The organism is Planococcus sp. CAU13 (assembly GCF_000775575.1).
Classification (GTDB): Bacteria; Bacillota; Bacilli; order Bacillales_A; family Planococcaceae; genus Planococcus.
This window is the reverse complement of sequence record NZ_JRGN01000218.1, coordinates 12778-31660: the sequence shown is the minus strand read 5'-3', so window position 1 is coordinate 31660 and position 18883 is coordinate 12778. Positions and strand designations below refer to the sequence as shown.

The window sequence follows — 18883 nt, the reverse complement described above, 5'->3', positions numbered from 1 at the left end:
TAATAAATTTTTGCAAGATGCAGGGAGAGAGCTTTAAATGACCAGAAGGCTTATTGCATTCCTTTTGCTTTTTACTGTACTGCTTTTATTCGGCTGTCAGTCTGATGAAGCTGAAATCAAGAGCAGCTTTTCCATCAAAACCAGCGTTTCCCCGAACCAGAAGAATATTATCGAGATCCAGGAAATGTCTAAAGAAGACAATGTCGGATTGCACGCCAGCGGGAGACCCATGTTTCATTCCCTGCGGATATACTACGGTGAATATGGAAGTCTGCTGGAGGATTTTGTGGTTTTAGAGGAAATTCGTATGCCCAGTATCGATTATTTCGATGTGGTATGGACGGACGACGAGAATGTCACCATTAACGTCATACCTCGGGATGATACGGTAATAGATAATGAGGTGCAGACTTATGAAGTTGAAACGTATGAGTTTGATTTTGCGACTGAAACGTTGTCTAAGTGAGTCGGTGTTTTAGTTAAATTACAATGGCTCAGTCTTCGATAGAAATGAAGGCTGAGCCATTGTAATTTATGAGTATTTTATCGTTCTACATCCAAATTTAAAACTGGGCGTAACTTTCCTATGAAATAATTTTCCATGTAGAAGCGATCTACCGAATTCTCAGGTCCATGCAATGGGATATAACTGAAGTGGATATTGTTGACCATTAATTCAACTATATTTTTTTCTCCATCGAACAATTCTTTAATTCCTCGACGCAATTGGTTGGATGTATTTTTAACTTTGAATTCAGGATGAGTAATTTGCAAATGTTGTGAAATACGGGTAAACATACTTTCTGAGCTTTTCCCAACATATAGTGGAATCAGACCATTATAAGATTCAATCCATTTTTCCGTAAGTTTTACTTCAATTTTTTCATGAGCCGATTTTTCATCTAGAAGTGGGCCCTTTATCTTTCTTCCTTTAAAATTGAACCCTCTTTCACCTAATTTATTCATTAGTGGGTCATTATCCTTGTCTTCCGGCTGCCACCAGAAGAAATATATACCCCCACTTAGGATGTTAGAGTGTCTTTTACTTGCCTTATCTTTATCCAATTTCCATCCTGTTGGATATTTTTTGTATGGCTTCCCATCCTTTGTAATTGGTTCTATCAATAGCTCTTTAATTGATTGCCTGTCCATCTTTTTTTCTCTAGAGTCCATTTCTGATTGATTAATAGTTAATGTAGATCTCAGTGTCAAATTCTCTTCCTCCTCATTTCTTCTATTTTAAGTATATCAATAGAAGAACTTAGTAAAACAAAACAACTCTTTTTCAACATTTATTTATTGATAATCAATAAATATCATGCTATATTCAACGTAATAAAACCCTGAACGGAGTGACTCCCATGACACTTAAACGTGCTTCGACACTCTTTTTGAAAGCCGTGCTGTTGTTTGTGACCGGTGTGGCGCTTACCTTGTGCATATTCGGCCTGCCGGGGATGGCTGCGATGGATGCCAAGCTGCATCCGGAGACGGCTTACCTCCAGTATCCGTTTCTGATTGCGGCCTACATCTTCTTCACGCCTTTTTTCATCGCGCTGTATCAGACGTTCAGGCTGCTGACGCTTATTGACCAGGGCAAAGCGTTCTCCGATGTTTCGTTGAAGGCGCTGAAGACGATCCGGAATTGCGCGCTCGCGATTATTGTGTTCATCGTGCTAGGAGAGCTCGCGACGGTTGCGCTGATCCGGGGTGAAGACATCACGCATATCATCACGCTGGGCGTGCTCATCACCATCGGCTCCGCGGCCGTTGCACTGTTTGCGAGTCTGCTGCAGAAGCTGGTGCGGGATGCGATGCGACTCAAGTCGGAGAATGATTTGATTGTTTAACTACGGCCCTCATCGGGATTGAGGCAAGTAGTGCCAGGCACTGCAAATAAAAGTATGATAAGGCACTGTTCTCTACTTGTCTTTACCAAAATAATGAAATAGATTAGCACTTCATAGGAAGAGTCCATTTTAGAATTCGGCCCTATGAGGTGCTTTTATATTTTTTCTTATCATATATCATTATCAACTGACGAAAGTTTGTTGATCCATTGCTGAATTCTTTAAGCTTATTATGATTTGAGTGAATAAATGATTCAATTTCTTCGGGTGGAGAGTGTAAATTGTCATTTTCAATTCCCGTTAAAGAAGTAATATACTTATGAATTGGGATTTGAGCAGCACTTGGAATAACTTCAGGAAATGAATGTTTAGCTATAAATTCTGAAGAAACTCCTCCATTCTTTAAACCTGTTGCTTCCTCAAATAAATCTGCAGTTTTTGGTGAGTAATTAAAATATTTCTTTCGGTTTCTGCCGTTCAAATGTTGATGTTTATGGAATATTCCGATAAATTAAGGTTAACTAGAATGAACGGAGTGTGTTCCATGAAAGCCAAAAGAACTCCTACCCTCTTGATGAAAGTGGTTCTATTGCTTATTGCAGCTGGGATTCTTGTGTTTTGTGCATTTTTTTTACCGGGGATTGCCGCTGACAATACGGCGCTGAATCCAGGGACGGCTCCACTGCAATATCCGTTTTTGATAGCGGCTTATATCTTCTTCATTCCATTTTTTATCGCTTTGTTTCAGGCTTTCAAATTATTGAACTATATTGAGAGGAACGAAGTGAGGTCAACTTTTTCGGCCAAGGCGCTGAAGGTCATTTACTACTGCGCTAACACGATCATCGCTTTTATAGTCCTGGGCGAAGTGGCTGCGTTTATGTTTATGGACGGTGAAATCACACTCATCATTATGCTCGGGGCCCTCGGTGTTTTAGCCTCCATTACCATTGCGGTTGTTGCCGATTTGCTGCAAAAGCTGGTGAAGGACGCGGTCGGGTCAAAATCCCATAAGGACATGCTTGTTTAGCTGAAGATTTGTAAGCTCCTATCTTTTGAGGGAGCTTTTTTTCATTTTCAAATGGAGTCTCCCTCTCTTTTTCACGCACGAAAGCAGCTTGTTTTCAGAAAGAGGATTCAGACAAATCCTGTCGAACTAAATATTTGCCGAGTGATGATGCGCAGACTAAGCGGCAGGTTCAAATTGAACTCGGCGAAGAAAGTGGATATCCGGAAGCTGGATCGAGTGATTGCGGAAGCGATTTTGTAATTAATAACGAAAAACCTCTTTCACTATGGAAAGAGGTTTTACAGGCTGTCGATAAATCCTGAGTTGCAAACTCTGTTTCCAACTCCCCCCACATAAAGAAGTGCAAATTGGAAGGAATCTTGAGACCTTAAAAGGCTTTTATTGCTTTCCTTCTATTGATAGGTAAACTGAACAGTAACACAGATAAACGTTTCCAGCACCATGTATTATAAGAAACAATACCAATACAATATGGTTTGGAGGAAAATGAATGAATTCTTACTCTGAAGATATAACATACAATGAAACTGAAATGTATTGGAAGAAATATCAGAAATTCTTTCCTGAAGAAATGCAATTAAATGAAACAAACCTGCCCCTTGAAGAATGGTGGGTTTGGAATGATTTTCGCATCCATTTGGATCGCATGACTGCTCCAGATTCGACAATTAAAATTGTATTAATTCATGGTGGAGGTGGAAATGGCAGATTACTGGCACCCTATGGAAGGATGCTTCAAATACAGGGATACGATGTCGTGTCGCCAGACCTCCCTCCTTACGGCCTTAGTTACTCGAGGTCCTTAAAATCCATGGATTACTCTGATTGGATTAACATAATGACGGAGTTTATCAAACAGGAATTCGAGCGAGATGGTAAACCGATTGTTTTATTGGGAGCCAGCATTGGCGGTATGCTGGCCTATCATACAGCCAGTATGAGTAAACAAGTGGAAGGTTTAATTGTAACGACCTTTGTGGACACAAGTGATCCCAAAGTTCGTGATCAAATTGCTCCAAATAAACTGATTAGCCGCTTGGGCAAAGCCATGATGGATAGTTTCCCTTTTGTATTGGATTCGGTTCGGCTTTCCGTTTCTCAAGTATCCAGGATGAAGTTAATTACAAATAACGTTGAGCTGACAAGCCTGATCATAAACGATCCTCGAGCGGCAGGGACTAAAATTCCCATTCGATTTCTGAGAACCTTTTTAAACATGAGTCCAATCATCAAACCTGAAGATTTTGATGTTTGTCCAGTATTGCTTATCCATCCTGAAATAGATCCCATGACCCCATTGTATTTAAGCAAACCTTTTTATAAACGGCTGCAAGGCAGGAAAAGGTGCGTGATTTTAGAAGGAGCTGGCCATCTTCCGATAGAACAGCCAGGTGTAGGCCAAATGAAAACAGCAATCCTAAACTTTTTAAGTGAACTTGAAAATGATTCCAAACTCAAAGACGACCAGTTTGATCATTAATCGACATGGAGATGGGTCGTATTCAACTGGATTTGTCCAGTAGTCATTTAAGCCATAGTCACTACTAACCAAAACATGTCCCCGCATAAGTCCTGCTGCAACCGCTTGAGCAAATGACCGTGCCGTTGTTCAGCACTAAGTTCGCTATTCTCGAGAACTGATCCAATCCAAATAAAAGAACCCCCGCAGCTTTTCGGAAAAAGCTGCGGGGGTTTGCCTGTTTCCACGCTAATGTTGGAACGTATTATTTCACTAATTCTTCAATCGATTCATTCACCAACTGGAATTCACGGTGCAGCACTTCACCAATGCGCTTCATGCCTTCTTCGATCTGTTCCGGATTTGAATTGGAGAAGTTCAGCCGCATCGTATTTTTTTGTGCTCCTCTCACGTAAAAAGGTGCCCCGGGTACAAAAGCCACGTTATTTTCCAGACACTTCAACGCGACGTCGCCGGCATTTATTGAATCAGGAAGCTCTACCCAAATGAACAATCCGCCATCGGGCTTGCTGCAGGAGATATTTCCTGGGAAATATTTGTCGATGCAGTCCAACATGGCTGCACATCTTTCCCGATAAACGGATTGAATGGTTTCAATATGGCCATCCAGATCGTACAGTTCCATATACTTCGCTGTAATACGCTGTGCAAGGCCGTCGGAATGCATATCAGCCGATTCCTTAAAACCTGCGTACTTTTCGAGTATTACTTTATCTGCACAAATCCAGCCCAATCGCAGTCCAGGTGCAAATATTTTTGAAAAACTGCTAAGGTAAATGACTCGCCCTTCTGTATCAAATTGTTTGATGGGAGGAATTGGTGTTCCTGAAAAACGGATTGCTCCGTACGGATTGTCTTCCAGGATCAACACATCGAATTGATTGGCGAGTTTAATCATCCGTTTTCTTCTTTCAAGTTTGAGTGTTCTGCCAGTCGGATTCTGAAAATCGGGAATCGTATAAATAAATTTAGCCTGCGGATTTTGCTGAAGGCATTTTTCCAATGCATCCATCTTCATGCCGTCTTCATCCATTTCCACGTCTACGATGTTTGCATGGTAGACGTTAAAGGCATTGATTGCCGCAAGATAAGTCGGGCTTTCGCAGATGACGGTATCTCCTTCGTCAAGAAATACTCTTCCTGTCAGGTCAATTGCCTGCTGGGAACCGGATGTAATCATCACTTGCTCTAATTCTGTTTGGATTCCAATGGCTTCCATTCTTTCCATTACCGCTTTTCGAAGTGGAATGGATCCCACCGTTGAGCTGTATTGAAGAGACGAAGCTCCGTGATCCGTCAGTACCGCCTGGCTCGCCGCTTTTAATTCTTCAATAGGAAACAATTCAGAGGCAGGAAGCCCGCCAGCAAACGAAATCAATTCAGGCCGTTCCGAAGAAGATAAGATTAAGCGCATTTGGGATGGCTCCAGCGCATTGGCTCTTCTTGCATATTTATTTTGCATCATATAATCCTCCATCTAAGAACGCGTCTTCTTAATATTGGTATACAGTAATTATGAAAGAAGCATAATTTACTATTCTTCCAATTGTACAAGCTTTTGAATCGAAAGGAAAACACCAGTGCATCCTCTTTTTGTACTAATAATATCTAATCCTAAATTCTTCCTGTCATTTCTTCAAATTAGAAAAAGCCCACAGCGGTGATGAACCCCAAAAGTTAGTTTCGAAATCTAACTTTGTGGAGGCACTACCATCGCTGCGGGCTTTTTGTCCTCTTATATTTTACTCTTCTCCCATTTCTTCGAGAGCTTCGGGATAAGTGATTGTATCGAATACTTCGCCTGTTGCGGCGTCTGCCATTTCAATAACGACTTCGAAGCTGTCTGCATCTGCACCGTCATAGATTTGATAGTAAGAGCCGATCATGCCAAGTGTCATGGTCGCAAAACCGTCAAAGCTGTTTTCGTAGGCTTCACGGTCGACGTTTACAGTGAAGTTATCGTAGTTCTTGGACGATTCGATTGACTGGATTGACGGGAAGTCACCGGATTCGGTGATTTCGTTTTTCGCTTCTTCCATACTTGTTGCAAGCTCTTCCATTAATTCTTTATGACGTGCTTTTGACATTTTGTATGTCACAGAGCCGTCCTCATTGACGGTCGCTTCCCCAACACCTTCTGCCTCCGCGTCTGCCGCTGCCTGCTCCGGATCTTCACCTTCAAAGAATGATGCCGGAATCGTCACTTCGACATTGAAAAGGCCTTTATCGACATTGACGCCTTCTCCTTCTTCAGCGGACTTTGTTGCTTCAGCAGTTTCAGATTCTTTTGCTGCCTCTTCTGTATTAACTGTTTCTTCCTTCGGTTCTGTTTCAGATGCGTTATCGCTCGAGCAGGCTGCCAGTGCCAATCCACTTGCCGCCAATATCATTGCAAATTTTCTCATAGTAATCTCCTTCTGTCTTTTAATGGGTCTTTGCCGTTATAAATTCTGGATGCGCCTTAATTATTCAGTAGCAAAAAAGATATTATCAAAGTTACTGTCTTCGAATACCATAAGAACAGTATCGCCTTCATTTACCATATTCGTAACTTTTCCTTGCAGGGAACCACCAGCAAAAATATCACCGCTCAATTCCGGTTCCACCACGGCAGAGGTCCATTCGTACGGCGAGCCGTCGCTGCCGATGAAGTCAAAGTACATGCCATCCATAAACCAGGCATAATCCTCTGTTTCCGCTTCAAGTAAAGTTACCGATACATCCGCCATCAAATATTCCTGGCCTTCTCCCGGTTCTTCGTTGAATTCGTTGGTGCTTAAGATTTCCTCCCATGCTTCATCGCCGCGTGTGACAGAATTGACAGTGATTTCCGCTTGACCTTTGAATTCGTTGGATTCGTTGTCATAAATAGAAACTTCCACAGACTTCGTTTCACCAACCGCTACCGGATTTGAACGTTTTCCTGCTTCCGACTTTTCAGCTGCCTCTTCCTCTGCAGGCTCCTCTGCCATTGCGCTGCCTTCTTCCGCAGTTTCCTCCGTGCTTTCAGAAGCTGTTGCCGGTTTCTTTTCTTCGTTGACCTCGGCCGTATCCGAACCGCAAGCCCCCAACGTTAATGCTAAACCGACCGTTCCTGCTGCAAACCATTTCTTAATCATTCTTTCGTCCTCCTCATGTTGTGATCTCCTATGAATAAACTGTGAAAAAATCACTTTTTATCCATCATTGATTCTGCAGATGCTAAGCTTTCAATGTGAAATTATACTAGACACATTATATTATTACCAATATTACTATTTATTGTAATAAAATTATCATTAATTTTTGATTCCTAATCTTTTGTTTTTTGAGAAAAAAATGCAAGTTTAAGTCGATGGCAATTCCTCTTCCCCCTCCTTCCAAGTTATGCCATACTGAAGGCATATACGAAAAAAGGGGGATTTTTTATGTCTGGATTAAATGCGATGCTCGCGTGGACATTCACGCAGGAAATCGATGTGCCGAGTTCGGTGAATGAGCTGCTGGTTCCGGGAGAAGTGGCGCAGATTGCTTATAAAACGGTACGCGATACGGCCGTGGTGACGAACAAACGAATCATCATCTCCGATAAGCAGGGCTTGACCGGCAAGAAAGTCGAAGTCTACACGATTCCGTTTAAGTCGATCATCATGTACTCGTCGGAAAACGCCGGCACGTTCGATTTGAATACGGAGCTCGAGCTGTGGACGACACTTGGCCGTTTTAAATTGAATCTGGCGCGGAAAGTGGATATCCGCAAACTGGATAAATTGATTGCGGAAGCGATTTTGTAAACAGGGGGAGAAATCATTGGAATCATTGCTATTGCCCATCCTTTATCTGGTTGGGGTTCTATACGGACTTATCACCTTCTTTAAGGAAATGAAAAAACGGCCAAATGCGAGTAAAAATTATTTGGGGCTTTCGGTTGCGATTGTGGTTTGCTGCGGGACTGCTTTTATAATGACGGTTGGGTGAGCGTTCAAGTAGACGTCTCAAAAGAATTGACGAAATAATTAAAATTTATGCAACAAAAAATGGATATCATTGGTATAATGGATGGAATAGGTTTTACTTGCACTGACAAATCGAAATTCTGGAGGGATGACTATGGTTGAACAAATGCAGACAAGCGGGAAAGCCGGGACAAACCATTACGCTTCAGCATCTTTGCTGTTTGGTATTTTCTCCATCTTCTTCCCCTTTTTCACTTTGATATTCGGATTTACTGGAATACTGTTTTTCTGGCGAGCGAAAAAAGAGATTGCGGTATCCGGTGAAGCCGGTACCCGACGGGCATATGCCGGGTTGATCTGCAGTGTGCTGGGTCTTCTTATGCTGTTTTCCATGGTGAGTTTGGGTGGCATTTTCAGGATGATCGGAATTCAGCTGAACATTTTTTACTGACAGCAATTCGATCTTTTCTTTAACGCTGGGCATCCTTTCGCTCTTCATACCATTTTTAGGAGGAAATGACTTGAGGTTCTTGATTTTATTGGCACAGGGTCCGAACTGGAAAACGGATGTCGCTCTGCATAACCAGCCATTTATGCCTGAACATGCTGTATATGTGCAGCAGGCGTTTGATAAGGGAGACATCATACTCGCCGGTCCGTTCATGGATTTTTCAGGCGGCGCGGTTGTACTGGATTCAGAAACTGAAGAAGATGCCCTCGCTTTCGCTGAGAATGATCCCGCTGTTAAAAACGGCATCTTCACTTTCTCACTCAAGGAATGGGGTTTCCGTATGAGCAAGTTCGAAAACCTCAATCCTAAGTATGGACAGGAATATATCAACATCAAGCACAAGCACCAGAAAGAATTGGGGATTCTTTGAATTTCACATAAGGGCTGGCAAAGAATAGTTTAATCAAACTATTCTTTTTTTATTTCCCCCAAGCCCTCCACTTGGATTTTCCCCTCCCTCTTTTGCTACACTGATGAATGGAAAGAAACTGTTTAGATAGAAGGAGCGATTCATATGCAGAACTTATCAGGTAAAAACGCAATCATCACAGGCGCCGGCAAAGGCATCGGACGCGCAACGGCCATCGCTTTTGCAGCGGAAGGGATCAATGTCGGGCTGGTTGGACGCACGGCAGAGAATTTGGAGAAAGTGGCTGCCGAACTTGAGCAGTACGGCGTGAAAACGGTCTTCGCTGCAGCTGACGTTGCGGACATGGACGCGGTCAATTCAGCAGTTGAACATATTACGGCAGAGCTTGGGCCGATTGATATCCTGATCAACAACGCCGGCATCGGCAAATTCGGCAAGTTCCTGGAACTGTCGCCTGAACAATGGAAAGGCATCATCGACACGAACCTGATGGGCGTCTATTATGTGACGCGCGCAGTATTGCCGCAGATGATTGAGCGCGAATCCGGCGACATCATCAACATCTCATCGACTGCCGGGCAAAAAGGTGCGCCGGTAACAAGTGCCTACAGCGCTTCAAAATTCGGCGTTCTCGGTCTGACAGAATCGTTGATGCTGGAAGTCAGAAAGCACAATATCCGCGTCAGCGCGTTGACACCGAGCACGGTCGCCACTGAACTGGCGTTTTCTGAGAACCTGACGGACGGCAACCCGGACAAAGTCATGCAGCCGGAAGATTTGGCTGAAGTGATGGTCGCCCAGCTGAAATTGCATCCGCGCGTGCTGTTGAAATCGGCTGGTCTTTGGTCGACGAATCCGTAAAAGTAACAGGACTGACTGAACATCTTTGAATCACCTGACACCTTCGGGTCGGCACACTTTCGGGTTGTGCCTGAGCCGGAGGTGTTTTTTTGATTGTTTTATTTCTGTCACTTTTGATTGTTTCGGAAGGGGTTATGCGTTAACCCGGCTCTATAGCCCGTGCTATAATACAGGTTGTTTGAGGAATTGACAGGTCCCTCTTTCCTGGCAACAGGAGTTTATAACCTGCAATAAAAATGCTAGGAGTCGTTGCTCAAGTTATGAAAGAACGTATGATTCAAATCATGGAAGGCAGAAGAGTCACCAATTTCATCACGGTCCTGATTATTATCAACGCCATCCTCGTCGGCCTTGAGACGTATCCGGAATTCGCTGCCGAGTACAGTTCCTGGCTGTTGGCGCTCGATTTCGTCATTCTCGGGTTGTTCACCGTGGAAATCCTGATCAAACTGTATCTGTACCGCACCAGTTTTTTCCGGAACGGCTGGAATAATTTCGACTTCATCATCGTCGTCGGCAGCCTGATTCTCTACAACTCCCCATACATAAGCGTCCTTCGGATTTTCCGTGTGCTGCGGGTATTGCGGACCATCACCACGATTCCGTCACTGCGGCGTGTGGTGGCCGCTTTGTTCATGGCCATCCCGACCATCACCAGTGTCATCCTGCTGATGTCGATCATTTTCTATGTGTATGCGGTGATTGGAACGTTCTTCTACGCTTCGGTTGAACCGGAGTATTTCGGTAATCTCGGACTGTCGTTCATCACCCTGTTCCAGGTGTTCACACTGGAATCCTGGGCAAGCGGCGTGTTCCGGCCGATTTTTGAAGAAATCCCGTGGTCCTGGCTGTATTTCGTTTCCTTCATCGTCATTTCGACTTTCCTCATGATCAACCTGATCGTCGGGGAAATCGTCAATAACGCCCAGAAGATAACAGAGGAAATCGATGCGGAAACGGCAGACATCAAAGATGAATTATCGGAAATCGATGAGCTCCGGAACGAAGTGGCCGAGCTGAAAACGATGCTGCAGACGCTGGTCGACCGGAAATAAAAGCGTTCTCTGGCGGATGCAGAAAAACAAAAGCCTTTCCAACGAAAATGTTGGAAAGGCTTTTATGATTTTATTCGAATAAACCCTACATGAACGTCGCAAACCATAAACCGAGCGTCGTGCCGATATAGTTGCCGATGACGTAGCCGATCGTGCCGACGACAAGCACCGGACCGATAAGTTCTTTCCAGCCTTTGGCGATGGCCATGGCGGCAGCTGTTGTCGGTCCGCCGACATTCGCATTGACGACCAGCAGGATTTCTTCGAGATCATATTTCAGGAGTTTGCCGGCTGTCAGTGAAATCAGCAGGTTAATGATGACGATGATGGCGACGAATACCAGCAGCAGCGGCGCATTTTGAATGATCAGCGGAATCGACGCCGGGATCCCGATGACCACGAAGAACAGGTAAATCAGGAACGTACCGAGTTCCTGGCTGCCGTTGATGCTGTCGAAATAGCGCGGGAAAAAGGCCAGCGCCAAGAACGTCAGCGTCGTCAGGATCAGATACAGATCTCCGAACAAACCGCTGAGCAGGTTCCATCCAAAATTCACATCGTCGCCGGACGGGATGACGCCTGCGAAAAATCCAGAGATTTTCGTTGCCAGGACGAACAGCAGAAATGCCGTACCCAGCGATAATGCGATGTCCTTCAAAGAGATGTCCTGGCGTTTCCAAAAACTTTCGGCATTCGTTTTACCGCCGTTTGCTGCCGAATCCTTCTCCACTTGCAGCACATGCGGATGCGGATACCGTTTTCTGAAAAACCGGAACGTCGGAATCGCCATGAGCGTGACAATGACAAGCGCCATCATCAGGTTATCGGCAACGACCGCCGCAGACACCAGATCTTCCGGCGCATCGAATTTGGCCGTCATGGCCGCGAAGTTGACGCCACCTCCCACATAAGAGGCACTCATCATCCCCCCGATCCGGTCGAGAAACGGAATGGTGTCTTTCAATAAGAAGAAACTGACAATCGTTCCGGCAATCGTCCCGACGGAACTGATCAGGAAGATGAGCAGCATGCGTCCGCTTTCCTGCCAGATTTTCTTGAAATTCACATGGAATAACAGCAGCGGGATCGCCAGCGGAATGATGAACGCCCAGATGGCGTCGTAAACAGGCGACGCCGTCGGGATGATGCCCGTATTAGATAAGATGATGGCTGAAATGAGCGCGATGACGGCGCCGGACAGCTTTCCTGCCCAGCTGTATTTCTGTTCCAGTACGATACTCATGGCAGCGACGATAACAATGATGCCCCAAAGTGTAACGAGGTCATCCGGTTTGATCAGCGAATTTTCCATATCAACTTCCTCCTTGTCTATGCAACAATCATTTTCTCTTGATTATCCGCATGGCATTGCCGTAACTGATGGCTTCAATTTCATCGTCGGTAAAACCGCGTTTGGACATGCGCTCCAATAGCGCAGGAATTTTGGTGACATCTTCAAGCCCGCGCGTCGTGCCGGTTGGACCGGCACCAAAATCATAAGGCTCAAGATAATCCAGGAAATCAAAACCGAAGCCCACTGAGTCGACGCCAATGCGGTCAGCGATATGGACAGCGTGGTCGATGAACCGGTCGACGGTCGGATTCTGTGGATCAACAAATTGCCAATACGCGTTGAGTCCGACAATGCCTTCTTTTGAAGCAATCGCTTCCAATTGATCATCCGTCAAATTCCGCTCATGGTCGCAAATTGCGCGGGCATTGCTGTGTGAGGCGATAATGGGCTCTTCGCTGTGGTAATAGAGGTCCCAAAATGATTTTTCATCCAGATGCGAAACATCGACCAGCCAGTTCAGGCGCTCGGCTTCACGCACCGCCTCTTCTCCCCATTTCGTCAAACCAGGCGTCCGCGCCGGTGTTGCCGCTCCCGTGCCGCTGGCAAAAGCATTCGTTTCATTCCACACCAGGATCATATGGTCAATGCCTTTTTCATCCATTTCATCGAACCGCTCCACCAATTCCATTTTGTCCGTTTCCAGAAAACTGATGCTTTCGAGCCCCAGCACGATATTGATTTTGTCCGCTTGTCGGGCTTCTATGAAATGGCCTGTGAACTTGCACAGGTTGACATGTTTCGACTGCGCAAAATCGTCCATGACGTAACGGTAAATTTCCCGGATACGCTCCAGCGGCTGTTCCTTGAACTGGGGCTCCACCCAGAATACGCAAATAATCGTATCAATTCCCCCCGCTTTCAGCCGGGGATAATGCAGCCTGTCGAATACACGGGTTTCGCCTCGTTTCTTCCGCCACGCAATATCGGTAAACAGGTCGGAATGCAGATCCACTACTTTCATCTCTCTTTCTCCTCTCTCTCATGCTTCAACTATAGTATTGTTTCCCTTTTGTGCGGCTGTTAGTCCTCAATTTCCAGCAATTCGATCAGCCGGATGACTTCTTCATCTTCCCCGACATCAATCGTCACCAATTCCGTATCGACGATGAGCGACTTGTAAAAGTCTTCGCCTGCCGGATATTCACCATCCCAGCGCAGCGGAACCTTGTATACATTGACCGTGCCATCTCCGTTGCCGCTGTAAGTTACGGAGCCGTCGACCAGGCGCGAGCCCGCCAGCTGGATGACGTCTTCCGGATATTCGGCGCTCGTTTCATCGTCCGGATTGAGCGGCGTGCCCAAAGGAATTTTCTTCACGTACAGGCCATCGATATCCTGGTTAGGCCCGAGCTGCAGCCACACGCGTGCGTATTCGATTTCTTCGCTGGAGTAGGCGTCGAGGCCGGAGCCGGAAGCTTCTTCAGATGTGGCGTCTTCCCCGGAACCTGATTCCTCCGTATCTTTTTCATCTTCTGAATCGGTTGATGAAGAATCAGTTGCAGTTTCTTCCGCCGCGTTATCTGTCGTATCGGGCACCGTTTCCAGGGCAGTTTCGTCTGCACATCCTGCGAATAAAGCGACTGCAACCGTGAAATAAATGATTTTCCATACGGATTTCATGGGTCAGCATCCTTTCGTGGATATTTTATGTATGCATAGTTTCATTATAGCCATTTTTCTGAGAGTTTCTAATTCTATCTCATTTGATTGCAGAGGATGTCTCACGGATAACCCATTTTATTTAACGAAACTGTCTAAAAGGTTTCCTTCTCCAGAATCGGGTATAGAACAAGATACCGACGCTACCGATTTTATTCCCAAAGGAGGACAATTCATGCATTATCAATTGAACCTGCACTTGTCGAGCGCGAAAAAGGATTATTTTTGGCTGTTCAACAGCCAGGAAGATACGATGACGGTTTTTAATGAAGTGGTGGAGACGTTCCGGCAGTACGAGCCGCGCGATGTGGATGCGTTTGCGAAGGAAAAGCGGCGTGAAATCGACGAAACCGGCAAAAGCAACTCGGTTCAGATCGAAGTGGTGAAAGTCGATAAGGAAGCGATCATCCGATCAGCATCCTATACCGAGATGTTTTATGAAGAACAGCACTTTGATGATATTTACAGGACTCTGACGGACCGGCTGGGTACTCCGGAGGAAGAATCGGCACTGTAAACAATTTAGATACGGAAGAACCCGGAGAGCCCATGCTTCCCGGGTTTAACTTTTGCGATTTTCCAGCACTTCATTTAAAAGATCAGGGAAGTTTGTAAATATGCCAGTTGCGCCCCAGTCAAGTAATCGTTCCATGTCAGCTTTGGCATTTACAGTATACGGGTGAATCATTAAATCATTTTTCCGGACTTTCTCCATATAATTCCGATCAATTCTTGTATACCTGGCGCCGACGCCCATTGCGTATTCTTTGATCGCCTGAATCTCTGTTTCGGAAATTGTTGCAGGCTCCGAATAGATAATCAATTGGATCAATGGGATGGCTGGATCGAGTTCATGCATTTTCAACAGACTGGGTGCACTGAAAGATTGCACCAGCACTTTGCCGGGTGGCGCATTTTGTCCGGTCAATTTATGTTTTTTCAGCACATACAGTAACTCCCGCTCCATTCCCGGATATATTTCGGGAGCCTTCGTTTCAATATAGTAGCAGGACCCTGTGCCGAATCTTTCAATGACTTCTTCCAGCGTCGGCACTGTCAGTCCCGCATATTCAGGCTTCGCTTTTTCCGGATACGCTGCATTGAACCAGGAACCGGCATCCAGCCCTTTGATCTCCGCCAGGGTCATGTCTTTGACGAAGCCTGTGCCATCAGTGGTCCTGTCCACTTTTTCATCATGCATAGCGATCAATATCCCATCTTTTGTCATTTGCAGATCAACTTCTATATAATCACCTTTCATCTTTTCTCCCAGCTCGTATGCAGCCAGGGTATGTTCCGGTGCATAGCCCGAAGCACCCCGGTGTGCGATATTCAATATTTTACTTGGATTCAATGACATGCCCTCCACTTTGCCGTACGCCAGATTTGGAATAAATGAAAAATAGTATGCTCTCCAATAATAGTACAATCAGGGGGCGAAAACATCGAGAATGATGTTTTGAAACATTTTCCATCCCCTTCCGTATTATCAGTTAGAGATTAGCGGAAATGAGAGAGGAGTTGGACGGAATGGGATTGATCCGGTGGCTGTTTTTCAAGAAGAAGCACTGCGTGTATACTGCTTTTGGCACCGAAAGTTATTACCAGGCGGCAAGCCGCTTGAGCGCCGCAGGCATCAGCTACGAGGCAAAATTAAAACTGACTGCCAGCATTTACGATACTTCCGTTCACGCCATTGACCAGTTCGTCCGCAAATCGATTGTGGATACGACCCAGTATGATTTTTTCGTCGCAAAAGAAGACATTTACCGGGCGCAGCAGGCGCTTCGCCATTAGCATCAGTCATACCGGTGCCGGGACAGGATATTTTCTGTCCCGGCCTTTTCTTTATTTCAGTGCCAGCAGTATAATAAAACAAAATCCGCAAGGGAGTGATGGGCTTGATAAGTAAATTGGGGCAAGTGATGGTGTATGTGGATGATCAGGACAAAGCAGTGAAGTTTTGGACGGAGAAAGCCGGTTTTTCAGTGATTTTTGACGGAGGTTCAGAGGAAATGGGGATCCGCTGGATTGAAATTGCGCCGTCGGGAGATTCGGCTACGACGATTGTGCTGCACGACAAGGGAGTGGTTTCGAAAATGTCACCGGAACTGGATCTTGGTACGCCGTCGCTGATGTTTTATACGGAAGATGTTGAAAGCCTGTACGCAGATTTCAAGGAACGCGGCGTGACGACCGGTGAACTGGTCGACATGGGCGTCGGCCGAAGCTTCAATTTCGCTGACGATGAAGGGAATTATTTTGCAGTGATGCAGCCGAATCAATGATTGAAAACGCCTGGACAGCTTTTCTGTCCAGGCGTTTAGTGTTATTCATTCTGCTTTACTGAGGCCGCGGCCGAGCAGATCGGCGGAAACCGGCTCCCGTCCAAGTTCCCGTGACCAGATGGACAACTGGCCGATGTGATGGATTTCATGCGCAATGACGTGCCGCATCACTTCGCCCCATTCGTCGACATACTTCGTGCCGTCTTTGCCAATTGATACGAGTTCCCTGTCTTCCATGCTGTCTTCCCAGTTGTTAACGAACGCCTCGACTTCCTCGTGGAATTTGGCATCCAGTTCGCGCACTTTTTCGAGGCTGCTGTATTTCCCGAATTTTTCCTGAAAATCGTCTTTACCTTCCAGTACGCGCAGCCAGCTCCATTCGGTGTCTATAATATGAAACAGCGTCTCGAGGATGCTGCCGACGCCGCCGGTCCGTTTTTTCAGCAGCTCTTCTTCGCTGACCCCTTCGCACCACCTATACCATTCTTCTCTGACTTGCCAATTATAATGAAACAGCATTTTCATGTGGGACCTCCGTTGATTTATGATTTGAAGTCAGTCTTTATTCCGCGCTGATTTATTCTAAAGAAAACAGGTCCCTTCTTATCCAAATCCCCAGAAGTCAGTCCAATAGAGTGAAAATAAGAAGATACCGATAAAGACGGTTTCACCGACTGTCACTTTATACAAATTGGGATTTTCTGCATACTTCCGTTCCATAATCGCTTTTCCTAACTGGGAAATGATCAGGAACAAAATCAGAATAACCCAGGGATGCAAGAACCAGAACCATTCCGAAGGCGGTCGGGTTATATTTATGGCATAGCCTATAATTATACTGACCACCCCAAGAGTACGGATGGTCCAATCAAACTTTTTGTGCTTGTCATTTATGTGTTTGAAGGAAAAAAATTTCTGCTTCTCCACGTTCAGCAACTTCCTTGCAACTGCATTGAACACTATTGACAGGAAAATGAAAATGGCGAGTATCACGATCAGTTTCCATGCAAAATTCGGATCGCTGATTTGATCAATCATACAATAACTACCCCTTACACCTTATTTGAGATTTTTCTAAATTTCATCATAAAAATTCGGAATATCATGTAAAATGAAGAGGTTATGTGAAAGCAGGATAATTTTGCTCCTCCTTTTAAACAGATCAGCGCATTTTATTGCGAAGAATTTCCACACTCAGATTTCAAATTCCAGGAGGTCACCATGCAGGAGAAAAAGAAGAACGTCATTACAATTCCCATGATTTTAGGTATGGCTGGTTTGCTGTTTGCGACAGCCGGCATCTTCAAACTGCTTACCATAGTAATGGATCCGATGGGGTACGCCATGTCCGTATTAGGCATTTCATTTGTCATCCACTATATTTATACCCTCGAGAAGAAAAATGGCGTCAGTGAGGCTTTCCTGTGGATTCGTTCCTTCGTAATGATGGGGCTTCTGCTTGTTATTTATTTCCTTTTATATTGACCTGATTTTAAAGTCAGGTCAGCTGGCTTTTGCGGAATACGCTCAACTTCATGTTGGATACTCCAAATGAATGTTGAATTTTCCTACTGCATAACGGATTCAAATCTCTTGTATCCACTTCTCCCCCGTTTAAAAGATGAACGGTCGCAGGGTGGAGAATGCTGTTGGCAAGGTCACAGCCCCTCCCGTTTTGCGGCCAGTAATGGGCTTTCTCTTATATATGAGGGTGGCTATTCGAACCTTTACCTCAATACATGTGAATCATGAACTTGCGCTTCTGCTTTTTCTTTTAACTTCTTTTCATTTCCTGCTTGTTTTCTCTTTAGATATAGATTGATCAACTCGATGTCTTCTTTATTCAAAACATCAACTTCCTCAATTGTCCGAAGTATATTCAAAAGCTGTTTCCCATGATTTTCAGGCTCTTTTTCATTGAAAAAACTCGTGATTGCGGAAGTCAGCGTACCGATGATTCCGATACCGATCAGCATAAGGATGATGGCCAGAATACGTCCGACCGGTGTTTCCGGAGAAATATCACCATAGCCGACGGTAGTGGTCGTTACGATTGCCCACCACAATGCATCTGCGAATGTATCTATTGAAGGTTCAAGAAAAACGATGGGAATCGGGACAAGAAATAAAAGAATCAAAGCAACAATCAGTACTTTATCCAAACCATTTGTTTTGAGCAGTTTATACACTGGGGCAGAATAGCGCGTACCGATGCCGATTAACCGGATTACGCGGAAAACCCTTACTATACGGGCAGCTCTAAAAATCGAATCTAACGGAATGATTCCAATCAGTTCAAAAGGATGCTGCTTAATATAGGTCCATTTATTTTCAGAACGACTGACCCGGATCAAGTAATCCAGAACAAATACCACCCAGATCGCCCAATCTATTCTTATAAAATTTTCATTGGTGGAAAAAGCAAAAAACAGAGATATCAGGATCAGGATGAACATAACACTTTCATATAGGATAAGACTTTTTTTCATC

General features: G+C 45.0%; 26 protein-coding genes. 14 read left to right on the top strand and 12 right to left on the bottom strand.

Annotated elements, in window-relative coordinates:
- Positions 1–37: 37 nt before the first annotated feature.
- A complete protein-coding gene (locus tag KW93_RS10105; protein WP_033542885.1) occupies positions 38–466 on the top strand; it encodes a hypothetical protein in 429 nt (142 codons plus the stop codon).
- A 77-nt stretch (positions 467–543) separates the two neighbouring features.
- Here KW93_RS10105 and KW93_RS16960 read toward each other — a convergent pair whose 3' ends face one another.
- Positions 544–1212: a hypothetical protein gene (locus KW93_RS16960; protein ID WP_052131555.1), complete on the bottom strand. Its 669-nt coding sequence runs from the start codon at positions 1210–1212 to the stop codon at positions 544–546.
- A 149-nt stretch (positions 1213–1361) separates the two neighbouring features.
- On the opposite strand from KW93_RS16960, the gene KW93_RS10095 reads away from it, so the two are divergent.
- The gene (locus tag KW93_RS10095) at positions 1362–1850 is read left to right on the top strand and encodes a DUF2975 domain-containing protein (protein ID WP_033542884.1); all 489 of its coding nucleotides are present in this window, start codon (positions 1362–1364) and stop codon (positions 1848–1850) included.
- 142 nt (positions 1851–1992) lie between these two features.
- Here the strand turns inward: KW93_RS10095 and KW93_RS17320 are convergent, their stop codons facing one another.
- Positions 1993–2331, bottom strand: a complete 339-nt coding sequence (locus tag KW93_RS17320) for a hypothetical protein (protein WP_152602443.1) — start codon at positions 2329–2331, stop codon at positions 1993–1995.
- A gap of 63 nt (positions 2332–2394) precedes the next feature.
- On the opposite strand from KW93_RS17320, the gene KW93_RS10090 reads away from it, so the two are divergent.
- Positions 2395–2880 carry a DUF2975 domain-containing protein gene (locus tag KW93_RS10090; protein ID WP_033542883.1) on the top strand — a complete coding sequence of 162 codons (486 nt, stop codon included), beginning with the start codon at positions 2395–2397 and terminating at the stop codon, positions 2878–2880.
- Positions 2881–3370: 490 nt separating this feature from the next.
- The gene (locus tag KW93_RS10085) at positions 3371–4360 is read left to right on the top strand and encodes an alpha/beta hydrolase (RefSeq protein ID WP_052131554.1); all 990 of its coding nucleotides are present in this window, start codon (positions 3371–3373) and stop codon (positions 4358–4360) included.
- A gap of 244 nt (positions 4361–4604) precedes the next feature.
- Here KW93_RS10085 and KW93_RS10080 read toward each other — a convergent pair whose 3' ends face one another.
- The 3 genes from KW93_RS10080 to KW93_RS10070 all read right to left on the bottom strand — a co-directional run bounded on the left by KW93_RS10080 (position 4605) and on the right by KW93_RS10070 (position 7479).
- Positions 4605–5822: an aminotransferase-like domain-containing protein gene (locus KW93_RS10080; protein ID WP_033542882.1), complete on the bottom strand. Its 1218-nt coding sequence runs from the start codon at positions 5820–5822 to the stop codon at positions 4605–4607.
- A 280-nt stretch (positions 5823–6102) separates the two neighbouring features.
- A complete protein-coding gene (locus KW93_RS10075) occupies positions 6103–6765 on the bottom strand; it encodes a hypothetical protein (protein WP_033542881.1) in 663 nt (220 codons plus the stop codon).
- Positions 6766–6825: 60 nt separating this feature from the next.
- Positions 6826–7479: a hypothetical protein gene (locus tag KW93_RS10070; RefSeq protein WP_033542880.1), complete on the bottom strand. Its 654-nt coding sequence runs from the start codon at positions 7477–7479 to the stop codon at positions 6826–6828.
- 288 nt (positions 7480–7767) lie between these two features.
- Between KW93_RS10070 and KW93_RS10065 the strand changes: the two genes are divergently transcribed.
- The 6 genes from KW93_RS10065 (at position 7768) to KW93_RS10045 (ending at position 11092) form a co-directional block, all read left to right on the top strand.
- Complete coding sequence (locus KW93_RS10065; protein ID WP_033542879.1) at positions 7768–8133, top strand: PH domain-containing protein; 366 nt, start codon at positions 7768–7770, stop codon at positions 8131–8133.
- Positions 8134–8149: 16 nt separating this feature from the next.
- Entirely contained in the window at positions 8150–8317 is a 168-nt protein-coding gene (locus KW93_RS17465) for a hypothetical protein (RefSeq protein ID WP_161787037.1), read from the top strand.
- Positions 8318–8449: 132 nt separating this feature from the next.
- Positions 8450–8746, top strand: a complete 297-nt coding sequence (locus KW93_RS10060; RefSeq protein ID WP_033542878.1) for a DUF4190 domain-containing protein — start codon at positions 8450–8452, stop codon at positions 8744–8746.
- 70 nt (positions 8747–8816) lie between these two features.
- Positions 8817–9176: a YciI family protein gene (locus tag KW93_RS10055; RefSeq protein WP_033542877.1), complete on the top strand. Its 360-nt coding sequence runs from the start codon at positions 8817–8819 to the stop codon at positions 9174–9176.
- 144 nt (positions 9177–9320) lie between these two features.
- Positions 9321–10037: a 3-ketoacyl-ACP reductase gene (locus tag KW93_RS10050; RefSeq protein ID WP_033542876.1), complete on the top strand. Its 717-nt coding sequence runs from the start codon at positions 9321–9323 to the stop codon at positions 10035–10037.
- 260 nt (positions 10038–10297) lie between these two features.
- A complete protein-coding gene (locus KW93_RS10045) occupies positions 10298–11092 on the top strand; it encodes an ion transporter (RefSeq protein ID WP_052131553.1) in 795 nt (264 codons plus the stop codon).
- 85 nt (positions 11093–11177) lie between these two features.
- On the opposite strand, the gene KW93_RS10040 is transcribed toward KW93_RS10045, so the two are convergent.
- Genes KW93_RS10040 through KW93_RS10030 form a run of 3 tightly spaced genes read right to left on the bottom strand, consistent with a single transcriptional unit; the run spans position 11178 to position 14066 of the window.
- Positions 11178–12404, bottom strand: a complete 1227-nt coding sequence (locus KW93_RS10040) for a DUF819 family protein (RefSeq protein ID WP_033542874.1) — start codon at positions 12402–12404, stop codon at positions 11178–11180.
- A gap of 28 nt (positions 12405–12432) precedes the next feature.
- Positions 12433–13407 carry a dipeptidase gene (locus KW93_RS10035; RefSeq protein ID WP_033542873.1) on the bottom strand — a complete coding sequence of 325 codons (975 nt, stop codon included), beginning with the start codon at positions 13405–13407 and terminating at the stop codon, positions 12433–12435.
- A 59-nt stretch (positions 13408–13466) separates the two neighbouring features.
- The gene (locus tag KW93_RS10030) at positions 13467–14066 is read right to left on the bottom strand and encodes a hypothetical protein (RefSeq protein WP_033542872.1); all 600 of its coding nucleotides are present in this window, start codon (positions 14064–14066) and stop codon (positions 13467–13469) included.
- A gap of 214 nt (positions 14067–14280) precedes the next feature.
- Between KW93_RS10030 and KW93_RS10025 the strand changes: the two genes are divergently transcribed.
- Entirely contained in the window at positions 14281–14622 is a 342-nt protein-coding gene (locus KW93_RS10025; protein ID WP_033542871.1) for a hypothetical protein, read from the top strand.
- A 45-nt stretch (positions 14623–14667) separates the two neighbouring features.
- On the opposite strand, the gene KW93_RS10020 is transcribed toward KW93_RS10025, so the two are convergent.
- Entirely contained in the window at positions 14668–15498 is an 831-nt protein-coding gene (locus KW93_RS10020) for a glycerophosphodiester phosphodiesterase (protein WP_235318398.1), read from the bottom strand.
- Positions 15499–15635: 137 nt separating this feature from the next.
- Between KW93_RS10020 and KW93_RS10015 the strand changes: the two genes are divergently transcribed.
- Both KW93_RS10015 and KW93_RS10010 read left to right on the top strand, forming a co-directional pair.
- Positions 15636–15902: a hypothetical protein gene (locus tag KW93_RS10015; protein WP_033542869.1), complete on the top strand. Its 267-nt coding sequence runs from the start codon at positions 15636–15638 to the stop codon at positions 15900–15902.
- A gap of 104 nt (positions 15903–16006) precedes the next feature.
- Positions 16007–16393 (top strand): VOC family protein, encoded by a 387-nt coding sequence (locus tag KW93_RS10010; RefSeq protein ID WP_033542868.1) that lies wholly within the window; start codon positions 16007–16009, stop codon positions 16391–16393.
- A 45-nt stretch (positions 16394–16438) separates the two neighbouring features.
- Here the strand turns inward: KW93_RS10010 and KW93_RS10005 are convergent, their stop codons facing one another.
- Positions 16439–16918, bottom strand: a complete 480-nt coding sequence (locus KW93_RS10005) for a DinB family protein (RefSeq protein ID WP_033542867.1) — start codon at positions 16916–16918, stop codon at positions 16439–16441.
- Between the two features lie 78 nt (positions 16919–16996).
- Positions 16997–17431, bottom strand: coding sequence for a DUF4181 domain-containing protein (locus KW93_RS10000; RefSeq protein ID WP_033542866.1), 435 nt, complete (start codon positions 17429–17431; stop codon positions 16997–16999).
- Positions 17432–17614: 183 nt separating this feature from the next.
- On the opposite strand from KW93_RS10000, the gene KW93_RS09995 reads away from it, so the two are divergent.
- A complete protein-coding gene (locus KW93_RS09995) occupies positions 17615–17878 on the top strand; it encodes a hypothetical protein (protein ID WP_033542865.1) in 264 nt (87 codons plus the stop codon).
- Between the two features lie 242 nt (positions 17879–18120).
- Here the strand turns inward: KW93_RS09995 and KW93_RS09990 are convergent, their stop codons facing one another.
- Positions 18121–18882, bottom strand: a complete 762-nt coding sequence (locus tag KW93_RS09990) for a potassium channel family protein (RefSeq protein WP_033542864.1) — start codon at positions 18880–18882, stop codon at positions 18121–18123.
- Position 18883 lies beyond the last annotated feature (1 nt).

Coding starts and splice junctions, on each gene's coding strand:
- KW93_RS10105 (WP_033542885.1), top strand. CDS start 38: ATGACCAGAAGGCTTATTGCATTCCTTTTGCTTTTTACTGTACTGCTT.
- KW93_RS10095 (WP_033542884.1), top strand. CDS start 1,362: ATGACACTTAAACGTGCTTCGACACTCTTTTTGAAAGCCGTGCTGTTG.
- KW93_RS10090 (WP_033542883.1), top strand. CDS start 2,395: ATGAAAGCCAAAAGAACTCCTACCCTCTTGATGAAAGTGGTTCTATTG.
- KW93_RS10085 (WP_052131554.1), top strand. CDS start 3,371: ATGAATTCTTACTCTGAAGATATAACATACAATGAAACTGAAATGTAT.
- KW93_RS10080 (WP_033542882.1), bottom strand. CDS start 5,822: ATGCAAAATAAATATGCAAGAAGAGCCAATGCGCTGGAGCCATCCCAA.
- KW93_RS10075 (WP_033542881.1), bottom strand. CDS start 6,765: ATGAGAAAATTTGCAATGATATTGGCGGCAAGTGGATTGGCACTGGCA.
- KW93_RS10070 (WP_033542880.1), bottom strand. CDS start 7,479: ATGATTAAGAAATGGTTTGCAGCAGGAACGGTCGGTTTAGCATTAACG.
- KW93_RS10065 (WP_033542879.1), top strand. CDS start 7,768: ATGTCTGGATTAAATGCGATGCTCGCGTGGACATTCACGCAGGAAATC.
- KW93_RS10060 (WP_033542878.1), top strand. CDS start 8,450: ATGGTTGAACAAATGCAGACAAGCGGGAAAGCCGGGACAAACCATTAC.
- KW93_RS10050 (WP_033542876.1), top strand. CDS start 9,321: ATGCAGAACTTATCAGGTAAAAACGCAATCATCACAGGCGCCGGCAAA.
- KW93_RS10045 (WP_052131553.1), top strand. CDS start 10,298: ATGAAAGAACGTATGATTCAAATCATGGAAGGCAGAAGAGTCACCAAT.
- KW93_RS10040 (WP_033542874.1), bottom strand. CDS start 12,404: ATGGAAAATTCGCTGATCAAACCGGATGACCTCGTTACACTTTGGGGC.
- KW93_RS10035 (WP_033542873.1), bottom strand. CDS start 13,407: ATGAAAGTAGTGGATCTGCATTCCGACCTGTTTACCGATATTGCGTGG.
- KW93_RS10030 (WP_033542872.1), bottom strand. CDS start 14,066: ATGAAATCCGTATGGAAAATCATTTATTTCACGGTTGCAGTCGCTTTA.
- KW93_RS10025 (WP_033542871.1), top strand. CDS start 14,281: ATGCATTATCAATTGAACCTGCACTTGTCGAGCGCGAAAAAGGATTAT.
- KW93_RS10015 (WP_033542869.1), top strand. CDS start 15,636: ATGGGATTGATCCGGTGGCTGTTTTTCAAGAAGAAGCACTGCGTGTAT.
- KW93_RS10005 (WP_033542867.1), bottom strand. CDS start 16,918: ATGAAAATGCTGTTTCATTATAATTGGCAAGTCAGAGAAGAATGGTAT.
- KW93_RS10000 (WP_033542866.1), bottom strand. CDS start 17,431: ATGATTGATCAAATCAGCGATCCGAATTTTGCATGGAAACTGATCGTG.
- KW93_RS09995 (WP_033542865.1), top strand. CDS start 17,615: ATGCAGGAGAAAAAGAAGAACGTCATTACAATTCCCATGATTTTAGGT.
- KW93_RS09990 (WP_033542864.1), bottom strand. CDS start 18,882: ATGAAAAAAAGTCTTATCCTATATGAAAGTGTTATGTTCATCCTGATC.